The 15,840-nt window shown below is 69.8% G+C and carries 17 protein-coding genes and 1 tRNA gene; 6 read left to right on the top strand and 12 right to left on the bottom strand.

What is annotated here, in order from left to right; all coding sequences use genetic code 11:
• Positions 1-79: 79 nt before the first annotated feature.
• The 3 genes from JOD63_RS02280 (at position 80) to JOD63_RS02270 (ending at position 3,458) form a co-directional block, all read left to right on the top strand.
• Positions 80-1,792 carry an MDR family MFS transporter gene (locus tag JOD63_RS02280; protein ID WP_045277274.1) on the top strand — a complete coding sequence of 571 codons (1,713 nt, stop codon included), beginning with the start codon at positions 80-82 and terminating at the stop codon, positions 1,790-1,792.
• 11 nt (positions 1,793-1,803) lie between these two features.
• Positions 1,804-2,268, top strand: coding sequence for a MarR family winged helix-turn-helix transcriptional regulator (locus JOD63_RS02275; protein ID WP_245243868.1), 465 nt, complete (start codon positions 1,804-1,806; stop codon positions 2,266-2,268).
• A 158-nt stretch (positions 2,269-2,426) separates the two neighbouring features.
• A complete protein-coding gene (locus tag JOD63_RS02270; protein WP_045277424.1) occupies positions 2,427-3,458 on the top strand; it encodes an NADP-dependent oxidoreductase in 1,032 nt (343 codons plus the stop codon).
• On the opposite strand, the gene JOD63_RS02265 is transcribed toward JOD63_RS02270, so the two are convergent.
• Positions 3,445-4,347: a LysR family transcriptional regulator ArgP gene (locus tag JOD63_RS02265; RefSeq protein ID WP_045277272.1), complete on the bottom strand. Its 903-nt coding sequence runs from the start codon at positions 4,345-4,347 to the stop codon at positions 3,445-3,447. The two genes, JOD63_RS02270 and JOD63_RS02265, sit on opposite strands and share 14 nt — an antisense overlap.
• A gap of 69 nt (positions 4,348-4,416) precedes the next feature.
• On the opposite strand from JOD63_RS02265, the gene JOD63_RS02260 reads away from it, so the two are divergent.
• Positions 4,417-5,127 (top strand): LysE/ArgO family amino acid transporter, encoded by a 711-nt coding sequence (locus tag JOD63_RS02260; RefSeq protein WP_084613825.1) that lies wholly within the window; start codon positions 4,417-4,419, stop codon positions 5,125-5,127.
• 10 nt (positions 5,128-5,137) lie between these two features.
• Here JOD63_RS02260 and JOD63_RS02255 read toward each other — a convergent pair whose 3' ends face one another.
• A complete protein-coding gene (locus JOD63_RS02255) occupies positions 5,138-5,491 on the bottom strand; it encodes an iron chaperone (protein ID WP_045277270.1) in 354 nt (117 codons plus the stop codon).
• A gap of 59 nt (positions 5,492-5,550) precedes the next feature.
• Here JOD63_RS02255 and JOD63_RS02250 point away from each other — a divergent pair, with 59 nt between their 5' ends.
• Positions 5,551-5,826 carry an acylphosphatase gene (locus JOD63_RS02250; protein ID WP_045277269.1) on the top strand — a complete coding sequence of 92 codons (276 nt, stop codon included), beginning with the start codon at positions 5,551-5,553 and terminating at the stop codon, positions 5,824-5,826.
• A 9-nt stretch (positions 5,827-5,835) separates the two neighbouring features.
• Here the strand turns inward: JOD63_RS02250 and JOD63_RS02245 are convergent, their stop codons facing one another.
• From JOD63_RS02245 to JOD63_RS02220, 6 genes are all read right to left on the bottom strand, one after another.
• A complete protein-coding gene (locus tag JOD63_RS02245) occupies positions 5,836-6,882 on the bottom strand; it encodes an NAD(P)H-dependent flavin oxidoreductase (RefSeq protein ID WP_045277268.1) in 1,047 nt (348 codons plus the stop codon).
• Positions 6,883-7,007: 125 nt separating this feature from the next.
• Positions 7,008-7,700: a 50S ribosomal protein L1 gene (gene rplA / locus JOD63_RS02240; protein ID WP_045277267.1), complete on the bottom strand. Its 693-nt coding sequence runs from the start codon at positions 7,698-7,700 to the stop codon at positions 7,008-7,010.
• A 14-nt stretch (positions 7,701-7,714) separates the two neighbouring features.
• The gene (gene rplK, locus JOD63_RS02235) at positions 7,715-8,146 is read right to left on the bottom strand and encodes a 50S ribosomal protein L11 (RefSeq protein ID WP_045277266.1); all 432 of its coding nucleotides are present in this window, start codon (positions 8,144-8,146) and stop codon (positions 7,715-7,717) included.
• Between the two features lie 104 nt (positions 8,147-8,250).
• The gene (gene nusG, locus JOD63_RS02230; protein ID WP_045277265.1) at positions 8,251-9,261 is read right to left on the bottom strand and encodes a transcription termination/antitermination protein NusG; all 1,011 of its coding nucleotides are present in this window, start codon (positions 9,259-9,261) and stop codon (positions 8,251-8,253) included.
• A gap of 64 nt (positions 9,262-9,325) precedes the next feature.
• Positions 9,326-9,598: a preprotein translocase subunit SecE gene (gene secE / locus JOD63_RS02225; RefSeq protein ID WP_045277423.1), complete on the bottom strand. Its 273-nt coding sequence runs from the start codon at positions 9,596-9,598 to the stop codon at positions 9,326-9,328.
• 45 nt (positions 9,599-9,643) lie between these two features.
• Positions 9,644-9,716 (bottom strand) — tRNA-Trp (locus tag JOD63_RS02220).
• A gap of 188 nt (positions 9,717-9,904) precedes the next feature.
• Here JOD63_RS02220 and JOD63_RS02215 point away from each other — a divergent pair.
• Entirely contained in the window at positions 9,905-10,528 is a 624-nt protein-coding gene (locus tag JOD63_RS02215; protein ID WP_045277264.1) for a hypothetical protein, read from the top strand.
• Between the two features lie 47 nt (positions 10,529-10,575).
• On the opposite strand, the gene JOD63_RS02210 is transcribed toward JOD63_RS02215, so the two are convergent.
• From JOD63_RS02210 to JOD63_RS02195, 4 genes are read right to left on the bottom strand one after another with little or no spacing between them, the layout of a single operon-like run.
• Positions 10,576-11,937 (bottom strand): NAD-dependent succinate-semialdehyde dehydrogenase, encoded by a 1,362-nt coding sequence (locus JOD63_RS02210; RefSeq protein ID WP_045277263.1) that lies wholly within the window; start codon positions 11,935-11,937, stop codon positions 10,576-10,578.
• 39 nt (positions 11,938-11,976) lie between these two features.
• A complete protein-coding gene (locus JOD63_RS02205; protein WP_045277262.1) occupies positions 11,977-13,542 on the bottom strand; it encodes an APC family permease in 1,566 nt (521 codons plus the stop codon).
• Positions 13,539-14,432 carry a universal stress protein gene (locus JOD63_RS02200; protein WP_045277261.1) on the bottom strand — a complete coding sequence of 298 codons (894 nt, stop codon included), beginning with the start codon at positions 14,430-14,432 and terminating at the stop codon, positions 13,539-13,541. The genes JOD63_RS02205 and JOD63_RS02200 overlap by 4 nt, the downstream gene beginning before the upstream one ends.
• Positions 14,429-15,808: a flavin monoamine oxidase family protein gene (locus JOD63_RS02195; protein ID WP_045277260.1), complete on the bottom strand. Its 1,380-nt coding sequence runs from the start codon at positions 15,806-15,808 to the stop codon at positions 14,429-14,431. Before JOD63_RS02195 ends, JOD63_RS02200 begins: the two co-directional genes overlap by 4 nt.
• Between the last annotated feature and the right edge of the window lie 32 nt (positions 15,809-15,840).

Genomic DNA, 15,840 nt, shown 5'->3' with positions numbered 1-15,840 from the left:
CTCAACTGTTGACGCACGTCAACCATCTTGCGCCGTCGTTGCCGCACACCCTCCCAGAATCCTCACTCGAAGGAACCGCATGTCCACGCCCTCTTCCCCCGTGCAGGAGACCGCCGGCCCACGCCGGGGCGTCCTCCCGGCACTGTCCGGACTCCTCCTCGGGATGTTCGTGTCGATGCTCGCATCGACCGTCGTCTCCACGTCGCTCCCCGTCATCATCCACGACCTCGACGGCGACCAGGCGGCGTTCACCTGGGTCGTCACCGCGACCCTCCTGACCACGGCGATCTCGACCCCGATCTGGGGCAAGCTCTCCGACCTGTACAACCGCAAGCTGCTCATCCAGATCGCGATCGTCATCTTCGTCCTCGCGACGGCGGCAGCCGGGTTCTCACAGGACCCCGGAACGATGATCGCGTGGCGCGCGGTGCAGGGCCTCGGCGCCGGCGGCCTCGCCGCCCTCAGCCAGGTGATCATGGCCGACATCATGAGCCCGCGTGAGCGCGGCCGGTACATGGGCCTGTTCGGCGCCGTCATGGCGGTCGCCACAGTCGGCGGCCCGCTCCTCGGCGGTCTCATCACCGACACCCTCGGATGGCGCTGGAACTTCTACGTGTCGATCCCCTTCGCGGTCCTGGCGCTCATCATCCTGCAGCGCACGCTCCACCTGCCCGCTCGCGTCCAGCGCAAGGTGAACATCGACTACATCGGCATCATCCTGCTGTCGGCTGCGGTGTCGCTCCTGCTCATCTGGGTGACGCTCGCCGGCGACTCCTTCGACTGGTGGAGCACCGAGACGATCCTCATGGTCGGCGGGGCGATCGTCGCCACGGCGCTGTTCATCGTCGTCGAGCTCCGCTCGAAGGAGCCCCTCATCCCGCTGTCGCTGTTCCGCAACCGCACGTTCACGCTCGCCGTCATCGCGTCGATCGCGACCGGCATCGCGATGTTCGGCGCCTCGGTGTTCCTCAGCCAGTACATGCAGCTCGCTCGCGGCGCCACCCCGACCGAGGCCGGGCTCATGACCATCCCGATGATCGCCGGCCTGCTGCTCTCGTCGATCGGCGTCGGCGCGCTCATCACGCGGTTCGGGCACTGGAAGCCCTACCTCATCGTCGGCAGCGTGTTCCTCATCGCAGGCTCGTACCTGCTCTCGACGATCCACTACGACACCAACTTCGCGCTGGTCTCGCTGTACATGTTCCTTCTCGGCGCGGGCGTGGGCATGACCATGCAGAACCTCGTGCTCGTCGTGCAGAACACGTCGAGCCCGAGCGAGATCGGCGTCGCAAGCTCGGGCGTCACCTTCTTCCGCAGCCTCGGCGGTACGATCGGCGTCTCCGTCATGGGCGCCGCACTGGCATCCAGCGTCACCGACCTGCTGTCGGACGCCAAGGAGCAGCTGACCGCCGCCATCGTGAGCCTCGGCGCCGGCGGTGCCGAGATCGCGGAGCAGATCCAGAGCGGCACGCTCCCGCAGGTGTCGTCGATGCCCGAGGTCGTCCGCGTGATCTTCGAGGACATCTACGCGCAGGGCATCTCGCACTCGTTCCTCATCGCCGTGCCGTTCGCCGTCATCAGCCTGATCGCGATCGTGTTCCTCCCGAACGCATCGCTGACCCGCATGACGACCAGTGAGCGGATGCGTGCGAGCGAGGCGGACCTCGCGACCGTGTCCGTGCCGCAGGGCATGGATGCCGTGACGGCGACGGGCACCGTGCGCACGATGACGGCCGACTCCGGCTCCGCATCCGCCGACGCGGCTGACGACGCATCCGTCTCACCCCGCTAATGTCGATCGCGATGGCCTCCGACGACACCCGACTGGCGCGCACCGACGCGGTGCGCGCCCTCGAGGCGGAGTTCGGCGAGCTGATCAACCGCTTCCGCCGGATCATCAGCGAGAACGCCCACCGCGTCAGCCCGGGCATGCTGCCGGGCGCATACAAGGTGTTCACCACGATCGTGCGGCGCGAGTCGATCACGCTCTCGGCGCTGGCCGAGTCCCTCATGTCGGACAAGGGCCAGATCAGCCGAACGGTCCGCGAACTCGAGCAGCTCGGGCTCGTCGAGCGCACACCGGATCCCTCCGACGGCCGATCGAGCCTGCTCTCCCCCACGACCGTGGGTCTCGAGCGTCTGGCCGCCGCCCGCGCGCCGCAGGAGAGTTCGCTGGTGGATGCGCTGGAGGAGTGGCCGATCGACGACATCCGCAACCTCACCCGACTGCTCCACGCCCTGACGGCCGGTGAGAACCCGGCGATCTGACGCCAGGCATCCCGTGAAAGAGCGCTCGTCGACGACCGGACGGGCGCTCTTTCGCACGCGGTAGCACCGGCGTAACACGTGCGAGACATTCGCGCGGTTGACTGTTTGCGTAGCAACGAGTGCTGCCGATGACGACACGCACGTGGAAGGGAGCGACCATGAGATTCCGGCCGCTGCGATCTGCACAGACCACCGCCGACGAACCGGTCGCGATGCCCGAACCGCCCGAAGCGATGCGCGCGATCGTCTACGACGCGCCGGGCGGCGTCGATGCCCTTCACGAGGCGACGGTGCCGGTGCCCGCGCCGGTGCTGAGCGAGCTCCTCGTGCGCGTGGTCGCCGCGGGCGTCAACCCGATCGACGCCAAGACCCGCTCGGGCACGGGCGTGCACGGCGCAGTGTCTGCGCTCCCCGCCACCCTCGGGTACGACTTCAGCGGCATCGTGGTGAAGAGCCCCTACGAGTCGCATCCGTTCCCGCCCGGCACGCCCGTGTTCGGGATGGCTTCGTTCCCCCGCTCCCCCGGCAGCTACGCCGAGTACGTCGTCGCGCCGACGCTGTCGGTCGCCCGCAAGCCCGCCTCGCTCTCGCACGTCGAGGCGGCCGGCGTGCCGCTCGCCGCCCTCACCGCCTGGGGGCTCGTCGTCGAGACCGCTCACGCGCACGAGGGTCAGCGGGTGCTGATCCACGCCGGCAGCGGCGGCGTGGGCCACTTCGCGGTACAGATCGCCGCGTACTTCGGTGCCCACGTCACGGTGACCGGCTCCGGCCGCAACTCCGCGTGGCTCCGCGAGATGGGAGCATCCGTCGTCGTCGACTACACCACGACGCGCTTCGAAGAGGTCGTCGGCGAGGTCGACGTCGTGATCGACCTCGTGGGCGAGGGCGTCGATCACACCGGATCGCGCTCGCTCGGCGTGCTGCGCCCGGGCGGCCTGTACATCGTGGTCCCCACCGGCTCGTGGCCCGGCTTCGCCGAGGCCGCCGCCGCGGCGGGGGTGCGCGCGACGTCGTACAAGGTGATCCCCGACGGCGGTGCGCTCGCCACGATCGGCCGCCTGCTCGACTCCAACGCGATCCAGGTGTACGTCGACCGCGTGTTCGACCTCGGCGATGCGCAGGACGCGCACACCGAGCTCGAGCAGGGTCACACCCGCGGCAAGATCGTGCTGCGGGTCAGCGACGACTGACGGCGCCGAGCACGCGGCGCCCCTCGGCCACGACCGCCCCCGCGACCGCGTCGAGCAGGGTCGAGTGCAGATTCCACTGCTGCCAGTAGAGGGGGACGTCGACCGCGGCGCCCCCGAGGGTGACGAGTTCGCCTGACGCGAGGGCATCCGCCGACTGGAGCGCCGGCAGGAGGGCCCACCCGAGCCCGAGTCGGGTCGCCGCGGCGAAGTCGTTCGATGCGGGAACGCGGTGACGCGGAGGCAGCGACGCATCGACGCCCTGCGCACGCAGCCAGCGGGTCTGCAGCTCGTCGCGGCGGTCGAAGTCGATCACCGGGGCGACCGCGAGCGCCTCGGCCGTCGCTCCCCCGCCGAGCCAGCGCGAGACGAATGCCGGCGTGGCGACCGCCTCGTACCGCATCAGCCCGAGCGCGTCGACGCGGCACCCGGCGACGGGTGCGGCCTGCGAGGTCACCGCCGCCATCACCGTGCCCGAGGTGAGCAGCCCAGCCGTGAAGTCCTGGTCGTCGCGGTGCAGATCGAAGACGACCGGATGCCGCTCCCCCAGCGCGGCGAGCGGGGAGAGGAACCAGGTCGCGAGCGAGTCGGCGTTGACGGCCAGCGACACGGTCGCCCGCGCGCTGTCCGTGCCGGCGCCGAGCTGCGCGAGGGTGTCGTGCTCGAGCAGCGCCGCCTGCCGCGACAGGCGCACGACCGCCGCACCGGCATCGGTGAGCCGGGCGGGTTTCGAGCGCACGAGCAGCACCTGCCCGAGCTGCTGCTCCAGAGCCTTGACGCGCTGGCTCACCGCAGACGGCGTCACGTGCAGTCGGGCGGCGGCCGCATCGAGCGTGCCCTCGTCGACGACCGCGGCGAGCGTCTCGGCCAGGTCGAAGGGGATGCGCGCCATAAGCACAGCTTACGCATCGTCAGAATCGTGAACTGGGCTGATCACGAGAACCGCCCTAGCCTCGAGGACGTGCTCCCGTCCCTCTTCGCCGGCCTCGGCCTCGGCCTCTCGCTCATCGTCGCGATCGGCGCGCAGAACCTCTTCGTGCTGCGCCAAGGTCTCCGCCGCGAGCACGTCGTCCTCGTCGCCGCCATCTGCGCGGCATCCGACGCCGTGCTCATCGTGCTGGGCGTCTCGGGTGTGGGGTTGGTCCTTCACGCCGTCCCCTGGCTGGTCGACGCGGTGCGCTGGGCAGGCGCCGCGTTCCTCGTCGGCTACGGGCTGCTCGCCGCCCGGCGGGCATGGCGCCCCGCGGCCGGCGCACTGACCGTCGCCGCCGATGCCCCGGCGGGTGCACCGGGTGCCCGTGCGGCGAGTGGCCCCGCTGCGTCGCCGACGGCATCCGTCGCCTCCGCTCCCCCCGCACCCGCTCTGGCCACGGCGTCGCGCTCGCGGGTGTCGACGCTCGTGCTGACGTGCCTCGCGCTCACCTGGCTGAACCCGCACGTGTACCTCGACACCGTGTTCCTGCTCGGAACCGTCGCGAACACGCACGGCGACGAGCGCTGGGTGTTCGCGATCGGCGCGGTGACCGCGAGCATCGTGTGGTTCTTCGGGCTCGCGCTGGGAGCTCGGTGGCTCGGCCGCTGGCTGGGCTCGCCGCGCTCGTGGCGCATCCTCGACGCGGTGATCGCCGTGGTGATGATCGCGCTCGGCGTCAGCCTCGTGCTGCCGCACTGAGCGCGCGGCGTCACCCTTCGATCTGGCTCCGGCGGGCGGTGACGAGCGCACGCACCACGTCGGCCGGCAGCGGATGCTCCGGCTGGAAGCGCACCGTGCCCTTGTCGAGACCCGTCGCAGGGACCCGGCCGACGGCATCCGCGACGGCGCTCACCGCTTCGGGGCTGAACGGGTAGACGCCGATGTGCTTCTGCGTGCGCTTGACCGAGATCAGCGGCTTTCCGCGGTGCACGAGAGCAGGCATGCCGTAGCCGAGACCCTGCTCGGCCTCGGGCACCACCTCGCGTGCGATCTCGTACACGCGCGCGATCGCGGCGCGGTCGGCAGCATCCAGCCCCTGCAGGTAGTCGTCGACGGTGCCCATGCGGGCATCCTGCCAGGTCTCCCTCGCGCTGCGCAGCCCCACCGCGGCACGATGGAGACATGAAGCGCGTGCATGTCATCGTCCGCGGCGACGTCCAGGGCGTCGGCTATCGCTACACGATGCGCATCATCGCGCGCGAAGCAGGAGTGAGCGGCTGGGTGCGCAACCGGCACGACGGGAGTGTCGAGGCAGAGGTTCAGGGCGGCGCCGCCGAGGTCGACGAGGTGCTCGCGTGGATGGCCGGGGGCCCGCCCGGGTCGCGCGTGGACGCGGCGACGGTGACGGATGCTCCACTCCAGGAGCAGTCCTCGTTCGAGGTTCTCCCGACGGCGTGACCCGGGAGGTCAGCCGGGGAGACCGGCCACCAGGTCGGCGAACACCTCGGCGGCGTCGTCGCTGGTCGCCAGCGCCGCCGCCTGCCCTGCCCACAGCGACACCAGGTCCCCCTCGCCGCGGCGGCCGGCCTCGGCGCGGAAGAGTCCGGTGAGCCAGTTCTGAGCGGGGAACGGCGCGATCACGCCGGAGGCCTCGATCGTGCGCATCGCGTGATTCGGGATGCCACGGGCCAGGCGCCCGCTCATCGCCCGCGTGAGCACGGTGCCGGTGTCGCTCGACGCGACGATCGCCGCGCGGTGGGCCGGGGTCGCAGCGGACTGCCGCGTGCCGAGGAACGCCGTGCCGACCACCACGCCGGCCGCGCCGAGCGCCAGTGCTGCCGCGACGCCCCGGCGATCGGCGATCCCGCCGGCGGCGACGACGGGCACCGAGACGGCGTCGACCACCTGCGGCACGAGGGCGAAGGTTCCGACGAGGGAGTCCTCCGGTGGCGCGAGGAACGACACGCGGTGGCCCGCGGCCTCCGCCCCGCTGGCCACGATCACGTCGACGCCGGCGGCTTCGAGCGCGAGCGCCTCGGCGACGGTCGTGGCGGTGCCGATGACGCGGATTCCGCGGTTGTGGGCGGCATCCACGATGAGCCGCGACGGCGCTCCGTAGACGACGCTCAGTGCTGCCGGCGCGGCATCCAGGACCGCCGTGAGCTGCGCCTCGATGTCGGGCAGGAACTCCGTCGGCGGCGCGGGCGGTGCGAGGCCCAGCTCCGCGAACAGTGGTGCGATGGCGTCGCGTGCGGGGCCGAGGTCGAGATCGCCCGGTGCGACCTCGTCTCCGGTCGGCAGCCAGAGGTTCACGGCGAACGGGCGGTGCGTCGCCGTGTGGAGCGCTGCGATCGTGTCGCTGATGCGGTCGGCGTCGTAACCGTACAGCCCATACGACCCGAGCCCGCCGAGCGCGCTGACGGTGGCGGTGAGCTCGACCGACGAGAGCCCGCCGAACGGCCCGAGCACGATCGGGTGGGTGATTGCGAGCAGGTCTTCGAGCGGTCCGGCCATGACCCCGACGCTACTCCTCGGCCTCGTCGCGCGGCCGCCCGTGACGTGCCCGCCCGACTCGATGCGGGAACGACGAACGGGACCCCACCCGAAGGTGGAGCCCCGTTCGTTCAGTCGCTGAAGACTCAGACGATGGCGTTGACGTCCAGCGGGATGCCGGGGCCGAACGTGGTCGACACAGCGCCCTTCTGGATGTAGCGGCCCTTCGAGCTCGAGGGCTTCAGGCGCACGATCTCCTCGAGCGCGGCCTGGAGGTTCTCGTCGAGCTGCTCGGCCGAGAACGAGGCCTTGCCGACGACGAAGTGCACGTTGGCGTGCTTGTCGACGCGGAACTCGATCTTGCCGCCCTTGATCTCCTCGACGGCCTTGGCCGGGTTGGGGGTCACGGTGCCGGTCTTCGGGTTGGGCATGAGGCCACGGGGGCCGAGCACCTTGCCCAGGCGACCGACCTGGCCCATGAGCTCGGGGGTCGAGACGGCGGCGTCGAACGCGGTCCAGCCGCCGGCCACCTTCTCGATGAGCTCGGCGCCGCCGACCTCGTCAGCACCCGCGGCGATCGCGGCCTCAGCGGCCGGACCCGTCGCGAACACGATGACGCGGGCGGTCTTGCCGGTGCCGTGCGGGAGGATGACGGTGCCGCGCACCATCTGGTCAGCCTTGCGCGGGTCGACCGAGAGCTTGAGCGCGACCTCGACGGTCGAGTCGAACTTCGCCGAACCGGTCTCCTTGGCGAGGGTCACTGCCTCGGTGGGAGTGTAGAACTTGTCCGCCTCGATCTTGGCGGCAGCGGCCTGGAAGGCCTTGGACTTGGTAGCCATGGTTGTTGTTCCCCTCAGTCCTCGACCGTGATGCCCATGGAACGGGCGGTGCCGGCGATGATCAGCGAGGCGGCCTCGATGTCGTTGGCGTTCAGGTCGGGCATCTTCGTCTCGGCGATCTGTCGCACCTGCTCCTTGGTGAGCTTGGCGACCTTGACCGTGTGCGGCGTCGACGAACCCTTGGGCACGCCGGCGGCCTTCTTGATGAGCTCAGCTGCCGGCGGAGTCTTCAGGATGAACGTGAAGCTGCGGTCCTCGTAGACGGTGATCTCCACGGGGATGACGTTGCCGCGCTGCGACTCGGTCGCGGCGTTGTACGCCTTGCAGAACTCCATGATGTTGACGCCATGCTGACCGAGCGCGGGGCCGATCGGCGGCGCCGGGTTGGCTGCACCGGCGTTGATCTGAAGCTTGATCAGGCCGGTCACCTTCTTCTTCGGTGCCATTCTTTCTTCCTTTCATCGAACGGATGCCTGGCGGCATCCCTTCTCCCGCACGTCCGGCATCTCCGGACAGCGGTTCCCCCGGGCGGAACCCGGGAAGTCTGCGATTACTGCTTGGTGACCTGGTCGAACGACAGCTCGACGGGGGTCTCGCGCTCGAAGAGGGAGACGAGCACGGTGAGCTTGCCGCTCTCGGGCTTGATCTCGCTGATCGAACCGGGGAGACCGGCGAACGAGCCTTCCTTGATGGTGATCGTCTCGCCGATCTCGAAGTCGACCTCGGTGACCACGCTGCGGGCCTGCGTCGCCGAGCCCTTGGCTGCGGCGCCCTTGGCCGGCGCGACCTCCTTGATCTCGACGAGGCTCTTCAGCATGTTGAAGGCCTCCTCGAAACGGAGGGGGGTCGGGTTGTGGGCGTTGCCCACGAAGCCGGTGACGCCGGGGGTGTGGCGCACGACCGACCAGGTGTCTTCGTTGAGCTCCATGCGCACGAGCACGTAGCCGGGGATCCGGACGCGCGTGACCATCTTGCGCTGACCGTTCTTGATCTCGACGACGTCCTCCATGGGGACCTCGATCTGGTAGATGTCCTCCTCGACCTCGAGCGTCGACTTGCGCTGCTCGATGTTGGCCTTCACCTTGCGCTCGAAACCGGCGTAGGAGTGGATGACGTACCACTTGCCCGGGAGGAGGCGCAGCTCGGTGCGGAACGCCTCGTACGGGTCCTCGTCCTCGTCGGACGGCGCCTCGTCTTCGTCGCCGTTCACGTCGGGACCGTCGTAGGGGGTGACCTCGGATGCGGCCTGCGCCTCGAGCTCTTCCACCTCTTCGGCGATCGAGTCGTTGAGCACCTCGGCAGCCGCCTCGGACTCTGCGGTCTCGTCGAGGTTCAGAGCGTCGTTCACGATGGCGTCAGCCTCCGGGTCGTCGATGTCGTCCAGGTCTTCGTCGTCGCCGTCAGCGTCTTCGTCGTCCACCACGTGGATGGCGACGTGCTCGGCCGCGGTGTTGGCGGCGTCTTCCTCGGCGAGGATGTTGCCCTCCTGGGCCTCATCGTCTTCCGAGCTCTGCTCTGCTGCCGTCGCCCAGTCGGCGTCGTCGACATATCTTTCAGACACTTTGCGTTCTCTTCCGTTCCGTCCGCGGCGGGCGCTGCCCGACCGCGTCCCGAGCTCAGTGGGCTCAGGCGGCGCCGGGGGCCCCGAACACGTACTGCATGACCCACACGAACAGGACGTCGAGGCCGTAGACGATCGCCATCATCACGACGACGAACCCGAGCACGACGCCGGTGTACTTCAGCAGTTCCTGGCGTGTCGGGGTGACGACCTTGCGAAGCTCCGCGAAGACCTGTCGGACGAACAGCGCGATCCGGGAGAAGACGTTGGGCTTCTTCTCGCGGGGTGCACTGCCGTTCGCCGCGACGATCTCGCCCTGAGGCTCGTCCTGGACCATCGATGCCACCTGATTACCTTCCATGTGCCAGCTCACGCTGACGCGCAGGGCGGACAGGAATCGAACCTGCAACCTGCGGTTTTGGAGACCGCTGCTCTGCCAATTGAGCTACCGCCCTAAGATCCGTCGGATCCGGGTCGCCCGCACCATCTCACCACGATCTCCTGAGAGGAAGACCCACCCGACAGGCGGGCACGGCGAAAGAATGCAGACTTCTACTGCATCTACAAGCATACGGCATGCCCCGAGGGGTCGCGAACCGGGGCCGCCCCGCGGGCGCGTCGGCGGCGGGGCTACGATGCCGACGTGACCCTCGCGCAGCGCACCCTCGACGACCTGTGGGACTACTCCGACCCGGCGGCGTCGGAGGTCCGTCTGCAGGCGGCGGCGGACGCGGCGACGGATGCCGACCAGCGCAGCGAGCTCCTGACGCAGGTCGCGCGCGCCCGGGGCCTGCAGGGGCGCTTCGACGACGCCGACGCGGTGCTCGACGCCGTCGAGGTGACGACGCCGGCGGTCGCCGCCCGCGCCGCTCTCGAGCGCGGGCGCGTGCGCAATTCGGCGGGCGCCCCGCAGACGGCGGCGTCGTACTTCCTCGCCGCGGTGGACGCGGCATCCGTCGACGGTCTGGTGTTCCTGCAGGTCGACGCCCTGCACATGCTGGCGATCGCCGAGCCCGACCAGGCCGAGACATGGACGCAGCAGGCCCTCGACGCGCTCGACGGCGTCGACGACCCGCGCACGCTGCGCTGGCGCGTCTCGCTGCACAGCAACGCCGGCTGGGGTCACCTCGACGCCGGGCGCCCGCAGGAGGCGATCAGCGCGTTCGAGGCCGCTCGCGACGCGGCCGTGCGCTGGGGGACACCGCAGCAGGTGCAGTGGGCCGATGAGGCCCTCGCCGAGGCGCGTGCGGCCGCCGAGACCGACTGACACGCTCCGTCTCGCCGCGCCTGCTCGACGCGACGAGACGGACCGCGTCACGGAGCGACGCGGATCAGCTTCTTGTTGACGAACTCGTCGGCTGCGAGCAGGCCCATCTCGCGCGAGGTGCCGGAGCGCTTCACGCCGCCGAACGGCAGCTCGGGCGAGTCGGCGAGCACGAGGTTGACGTAGACCATGCCCGCGTCGATCTTCTCGGCGACGCGCTCGGCCTGCGCGGCATCCGTCGTGTACACGTACGACCCGAGGCCGTACGACGTGTCGTTGGCGACCGCGACCGCCTCGTCTTCGCCCGACACCTTGTAGACGACGCCCGCGGGGCCGAAGAGCTCTTCGCGGTAGACGTCCATGTCGCTGGTGACTCCGGTGAGCACCGTGGGCTCGTAGAACGCGCCGTCGCGGCCTCCGCCGATGACGAGCGTCGCGCCCTGCGAGACCGCGCGGTCGACCTGCTCCTGCAGTCGCTCGGCCGCGGCCAGCGACGAGAGCGGTCCGAGCAGGGTGTCTTCGGCGAACGGGTCGCCGAGCTTCTGCTCTGCCATGGCCGCCGCGAACTTCTCGAGGAAGGCGTCGTAGAGGTCCTCCCCCACGATGAAGCGCTTGGGCGCGTTGCAGGACTGGCCGTTGTTGTCCATGCGCGCCTCGACGGCCGCCGCGACGGTGCCGTCGAGGTCGTCGGTCGACAGCACGATGAACGGGTCGGACCCGCCGAGCTCGAGGGCGACCTTCTTGAGGTTCTGGCCCGCGAGCGAGGCAACTGCGGCGCCGGCGCGCTCGGACCCCGTCACCGAGACGCCCTGCACGCGCTTGTCGGCGATGATCGTCGCCGCCTGATCGTTGGTGGCGTACACGTTGATGTACACGCCCTCGAGCCCTGCATCGCGGTACATCTGCTCGATCGCAGCCGAAGACTCGGGGCACTGCGGTGCGTGCTTGAGGATGATCGTGTTGCCGACGACGATGTTCGGGGCCGCGAAGCGCGCCACCTGGTAGTACGGGAAGTTCCACGGCATGATCCCGAGCAGCACCCCGAGCGGCGAGCGGCGGATGACCGCCGTGCCCTCGGCGAGGATCTCGAGCGGCTGGTCGGCCGTGATCTTCTCGGCGTTGTCGGCGTAGAACTCGGTGATGTCGGCGGCGAAGTCGACCTCACCCTCGGCCGCGGCGAGGGTCTTGCCCACCTCGCGCACGATGATCGCCGCGAGCTCGTCGCGGCGCTCGCGGTGGAGCTCGGCGACGCGCCGGATCTTCGCGGCGCGCTCGGCCACCGACGTGTCGCGCCAGGCGCGGTAGGCGGTGTCGGCCTGCGCGATCGCGGCCTCCAGCGCCTCGTCGGTGATCGTCGGGTACGTGGCCAGGGTCTCACCGGTAGCCGGGTTGACGACGGCGTAGTCGCTCATTGTGCTCTCTCTCCGATCGGGTGTGGGTACAGTCTGCCGTCAGCGGCGGGTGCGGCGAAGGCTCTCGGGAGCATCCAAAGCAAGTGTCTCGCCACGGAAGAATGCCGGACGCTTGATCGCCTGCCAGATCATCACGATGAGCCCGATGCCGATGATCCCGACGCCGAGCACGAAGACGCTTCCGACGCCGAACCACTCGGTTCCGCTGCCGTAGTCGGGGTCGAGGCTCTCGACGAGCGTGATCACGAACAGCGCCGCGAGGATGATGCCGCCCACGAGCGGGAACAGCAGCGTGAAGAAGAACGTGCGCACCGAGTCCATCCACTGCTTGCGGAAGTACCAGACGCACGCGAAGGCGGTGATGCCGTAGTAGAAGCAGATCATCATGCCGAGGGTGGTGATCGTGTCCCACAGCACGTTCTCGTTGAGGAATCGCATGACGGCGTAGAACACCGACGCGACGATGGCAGAGACGATCGTGGCGTAGCCCGGCGTGAAGAACCGCGGCGAGACGCGGGCGAACGCCGGCGGGAGCGCGCCGTAGTGCCCCATCGCCAGGAGCGTCCGCGCCGGACCCACGAAGGTGGACTGCAGCGACGATGCGGAACTCGTCAGCACGGCGAGCGACACGAGGAAGGCGAGGGGCCCCAGGATCGGCCCCGACAGGTAGAAGAAGACGTTGGCCTGGATGTCGGGGTTGCCGAGGCCGAGCCCCGACTCGCCGGTGCCGGCGAACGAGAGCAGCGCGACCGAGATCAGCAGGTACAGCGTCACGATCGTGATCACGGTGACGGTCGCTGCCCGCCCGGGCGTGCGCTCGGGGTCCTTCGTCTCCTCGTTCATGGTGAGGGTGACGTCCCACCCCCAGAAGATGAAGATCGAGAGCGAGAGACCGGCGACGACGGCGATGGTCGGGGTCACCACGAACGGGTTGAACCAGGATGCCTCCACCGGGCTCGCATCGAACGCGGTGCCGTTCGCGACGTGCACGAACGCCGCGATCGAGAAGACGATCAGCACCAGCACCTGGAAGCTCACCAGGAAGTACTGCAGCTTCTGCGTCGTCTGCATGTCGCGGTACGAGATGTACGTCGCGGCGAGCATGAAGAGCAGGCACACCGCCACATTGATGAACGGGTTGAATGCGAGCTCGGCGATCGTGCCGGGGCTGCCGGCGATCTGGTCGATCAGCAGGAACAGGAACTCCACCGCGATGCCGGCGAGGTTCGAGAGCACCAGGATGGTCGCGGCGATGAGGCCCCAGCCGGCCATCCAGCCCACCCACGGGCCGAACGCGCGCGCGGCCCAGGTGAACGAGGTGCCCGAGTCGGGCATCGTGCGGTTGAGCTCGCGGTAGCCGAAGGCGACGAGCAGCATCGGGATGAACCCGAGCAGGATGATCGCGGGCACCTGGAAGCCGACCTCCGACACCGTCGGACCGAGCGCCGCGGTGAGGGTGTACGCCGGGGCGATGCACGAGATGCCGATGACGACCGCGCCGATGAGCCCGACCGTGCCTGCGGAGAGGCCCTTGCTGGAGAGCCCTCCGGTGGGCTGTTCTCCGGCGGGTGCGAGAGGCGCTCCCGCGCCGGGGGAAGCGGTCATCGCTGCGCCCCTTCCTGCTGTGCACCGCGGGTGCGCGGCACGACGATCATGGGAACCGGCAGTTCGTGCAGCATCTTCGCCGCAGTCGAGCCGAGGAAGAGCCTGCGTGGCTGGGCCAGCCGGCTCGAGCCGACGACCGCGAGCTCTCCGGGCTCCCACCCGAGGTTCGCGACCGCGTCTTCGATGCTCTCGCCGCGGGCGATGACGACATCGGCCTCGATGCCGTCGGGCAGCGCGTCGAGCGCCGTGCCGAGCACGTCGTCTGCGTGGGCGGCTCCGGCGAGCCGGATCACCCCTGTGTCGACCGTCGCGGGGAGGTCGACCGAGACGAGCGACAGCAGACGCAGCTCGGAGCCCGTCGCGGTCGCCAGCGCGACGCTCTCGTCCATGAGCGCGTCCGCGCCGGGACGCGTGCCGATGGCCGTGGTGATGCGGGTCACTCCGGTGCCGGGATCGATCCGGCGCGAGCCCTCGGGAGCCAGCACGACCGGCACGTCGCTGGAGTGGAGGAGTTCGGATGCCACGGTGCCGAGGCGGTGCCGCCCGCGGATGCCGCCGTTGGCCGCGCCCACCACGATGTGCGAGGCGCCGAGCTCGCCGGCCGCGGCCACGAGGCCCTCGGCGAACGACTCCGCGTAGCGCACGTGAGTACGCCGGGTGACGGCATCCGGGATCCCCGCCGCCGCTTCGGCGAGCCACGCCTCGGCCTGGGCGAACAGGTACCGGTCATAGCCGGCGTCGGGCGGCGTGATGACGCTGCGCTCCTCCCCCGGCAGCACGACGATCAGGTCGACGACGGCGCCCATCGCCTGCGCGAGGCGCGCGCCGACGGAGACGGCGTCGGCTCCGGCATCCGTCGCCGTGTACCCGACGACGATGTGCGGGCTCATCGCCGCGCAGCTTCCACGATGTTCGACGCGACGAGGCGCCCCATGCGCACCGCCCCGTCGACGTGCTGGTAGCCGGCGCCCGCCATGTCGCTGCAGGCGAAGTGGATCGGACCGACGGGGGTGCGCAGGTCTGCGCCGTAGCGTGCGAGCCCGCCGAGGTCGAAGCTCGCGGCGTAGGCGCCGCGGGTCCACTCCTCTGCTCCCCAGTCGCTCTCGAAGTACACCACCGGGTTCTTCGCCTCCGGGCCGTAGTAGTGCGACAGCGACTCGAGGATGCGCTCCTTGCGCTCCTCCGCCGACACCCGGAACAGGTCGTCGGCGTTGCGGTCCGACACGAAGCCGACCAGGGTTCCGCGCTCGTCGCCGTGGTTGGTGTTGTCGTACGCCTCGTGCGAGATCTCATAGGGACTGAACGCCGTGCCCGACAGCCCCTGCTCGCGCCAGAACGGGCGGTCGTAGACGGCGTGGACCTTGATCACGAACCCCATCGAGATGTGCTGGTGCATCTGCTGCTTGAGGCGCGGAAGTGCGGGGACGAACTCGATCCAGGGGTAGAGGATCGGCGCGTGGGCGAGGATCGCGTACCGCGCGCGCACCTCGAGGCCGTTGTCGGTGACGATCCGCACGCCGTCGCCCGAGCCTGTCGAGGGGTCGGACCAGTGCACCTCGGTGACGGGCTGGTCGAGCATCACGTCGTCGCCGAGGCGCTCGGCGAGCAGCAGCGGAACCTGCTGGAGACCGCCGATCACGCGCTCGTCGAGGATGAAGTCGGCGTCGACCAGGTGGCTGAAGCTGCCGGCGCTGGCGGCCATGAGCAGCGCCTGCAGCGCCGAGAAGGCGTAGGCGGGCTTGGTGAGCATCGCACCGGCGATGAAGAGGGCGATGTTGTCGCGCGCCTCCTGGTCTTCGGTCTGCTCCTCGAGCCAGGCCTCGAACGAGATGCGGTCGAGCGCCTCGGCATCCGGATGCTCCCAGGGCCGATCGGGATCGACCTGGGCGACGAGGTCGTCGAGCACCTCGATGAGGCGCACGATCTCCTTCTCGGTCTCGGGCGCCACCGGGAAGATCTCCCCCGTGAAGCGCGTCAGCTCACCGTTCGGCCCGATGTAGACCGAGTCGCCCTCGCGATAGCGGCTGTACGTCTCGAGCCCCAGCTCTGCGAGGGTCTCCTTGAGGGCATCCTGATCGGGCGACACCCACTGGCCGCCGATCTCGAGCATCGCCCCGTCGACCACATCGGTCCACAGGCGCCCGCCGACGCGGTCGCGCGCCTCGAGCACCACGACCGAGAGCCCGGCCTTCTTCAGTTCGTTGGCCGCTGTCAGTCCGGCTGCGCCGGCACCGACGATGACGACATCACGCGTGATCTCGGTCATGGGGACTCCTTCGTCAGATGAGAAGTGGATGG

It is taken from the genome of Microbacterium terrae, assembly GCF_017831975.1.
Taxonomy (GTDB): Bacteria; Actinomycetota; Actinomycetes; order Actinomycetales; family Microbacteriaceae; genus Microbacterium; species Microbacterium terrae.
This window is presented reverse-complemented; position numbering and strand designations above follow the sequence as displayed.

What these genes read in the sequence shown, in the direction of transcription:
- JOD63_RS02195 (WP_045277260.1), bottom strand. Translation starts at nt 15,808, where the DNA reads ATGACCGAGATCACGCGTGATGTCGTCATCGTCGGTGCCGGCGCAGCC.
- JOD63_RS02275 (WP_245243868.1), top strand. Translation starts at nt 1,804, where the DNA reads ATGGCCTCCGACGACACCCGACTGGCGCGCACCGACGCGGTGCGCGCC.
- secE (WP_045277423.1), bottom strand. Translation starts at nt 9,598, where the DNA reads ATGGTCCAGGACGAGCCTCAGGGCGAGATCGTCGCGGCGAACGGCAGT.
- JOD63_RS02270 (WP_045277424.1), top strand. Translation starts at nt 2,427, where the DNA reads ATGAGATTCCGGCCGCTGCGATCTGCACAGACCACCGCCGACGAACCG.
- JOD63_RS02200 (WP_045277261.1), bottom strand. Translation starts at nt 14,432, where the DNA reads ATGAGCCCGCACATCGTCGTCGGGTACACGGCGACGGATGCCGGAGCC.
- JOD63_RS02280 (WP_045277274.1), top strand. Translation starts at nt 80, where the DNA reads ATGTCCACGCCCTCTTCCCCCGTGCAGGAGACCGCCGGCCCACGCCGG.
- JOD63_RS02210 (WP_045277263.1), bottom strand. Translation starts at nt 11,937, where the DNA reads ATGAGCGACTACGCCGTCGTCAACCCGGCTACCGGTGAGACCCTGGCC.
- rplA (WP_045277267.1), bottom strand. Translation starts at nt 7,700, where the DNA reads ATGGCTACCAAGTCCAAGGCCTTCCAGGCCGCTGCCGCCAAGATCGAG.
- JOD63_RS02265 (WP_045277272.1), bottom strand. Translation starts at nt 4,347, where the DNA reads ATGGCGCGCATCCCCTTCGACCTGGCCGAGACGCTCGCCGCGGTCGTC.
- JOD63_RS02255 (WP_045277270.1), bottom strand. Translation starts at nt 5,491, where the DNA reads ATGGGCACCGTCGACGACTACCTGCAGGGGCTGGATGCTGCCGACCGC.
- JOD63_RS02205 (WP_045277262.1), bottom strand. Translation starts at nt 13,542, where the DNA reads ATGACCGCTTCCCCCGGCGCGGGAGCGCCTCTCGCACCCGCCGGAGAA.
- JOD63_RS02250 (WP_045277269.1), top strand. Translation starts at nt 5,551, where the DNA reads ATGAAGCGCGTGCATGTCATCGTCCGCGGCGACGTCCAGGGCGTCGGC.
- JOD63_RS02245 (WP_045277268.1), bottom strand. Translation starts at nt 6,882, where the DNA reads ATGGCCGGACCGCTCGAAGACCTGCTCGCAATCACCCACCCGATCGTG.
- rplK (WP_045277266.1), bottom strand. Translation starts at nt 8,146, where the DNA reads ATGGCACCGAAGAAGAAGGTGACCGGCCTGATCAAGCTTCAGATCAAC.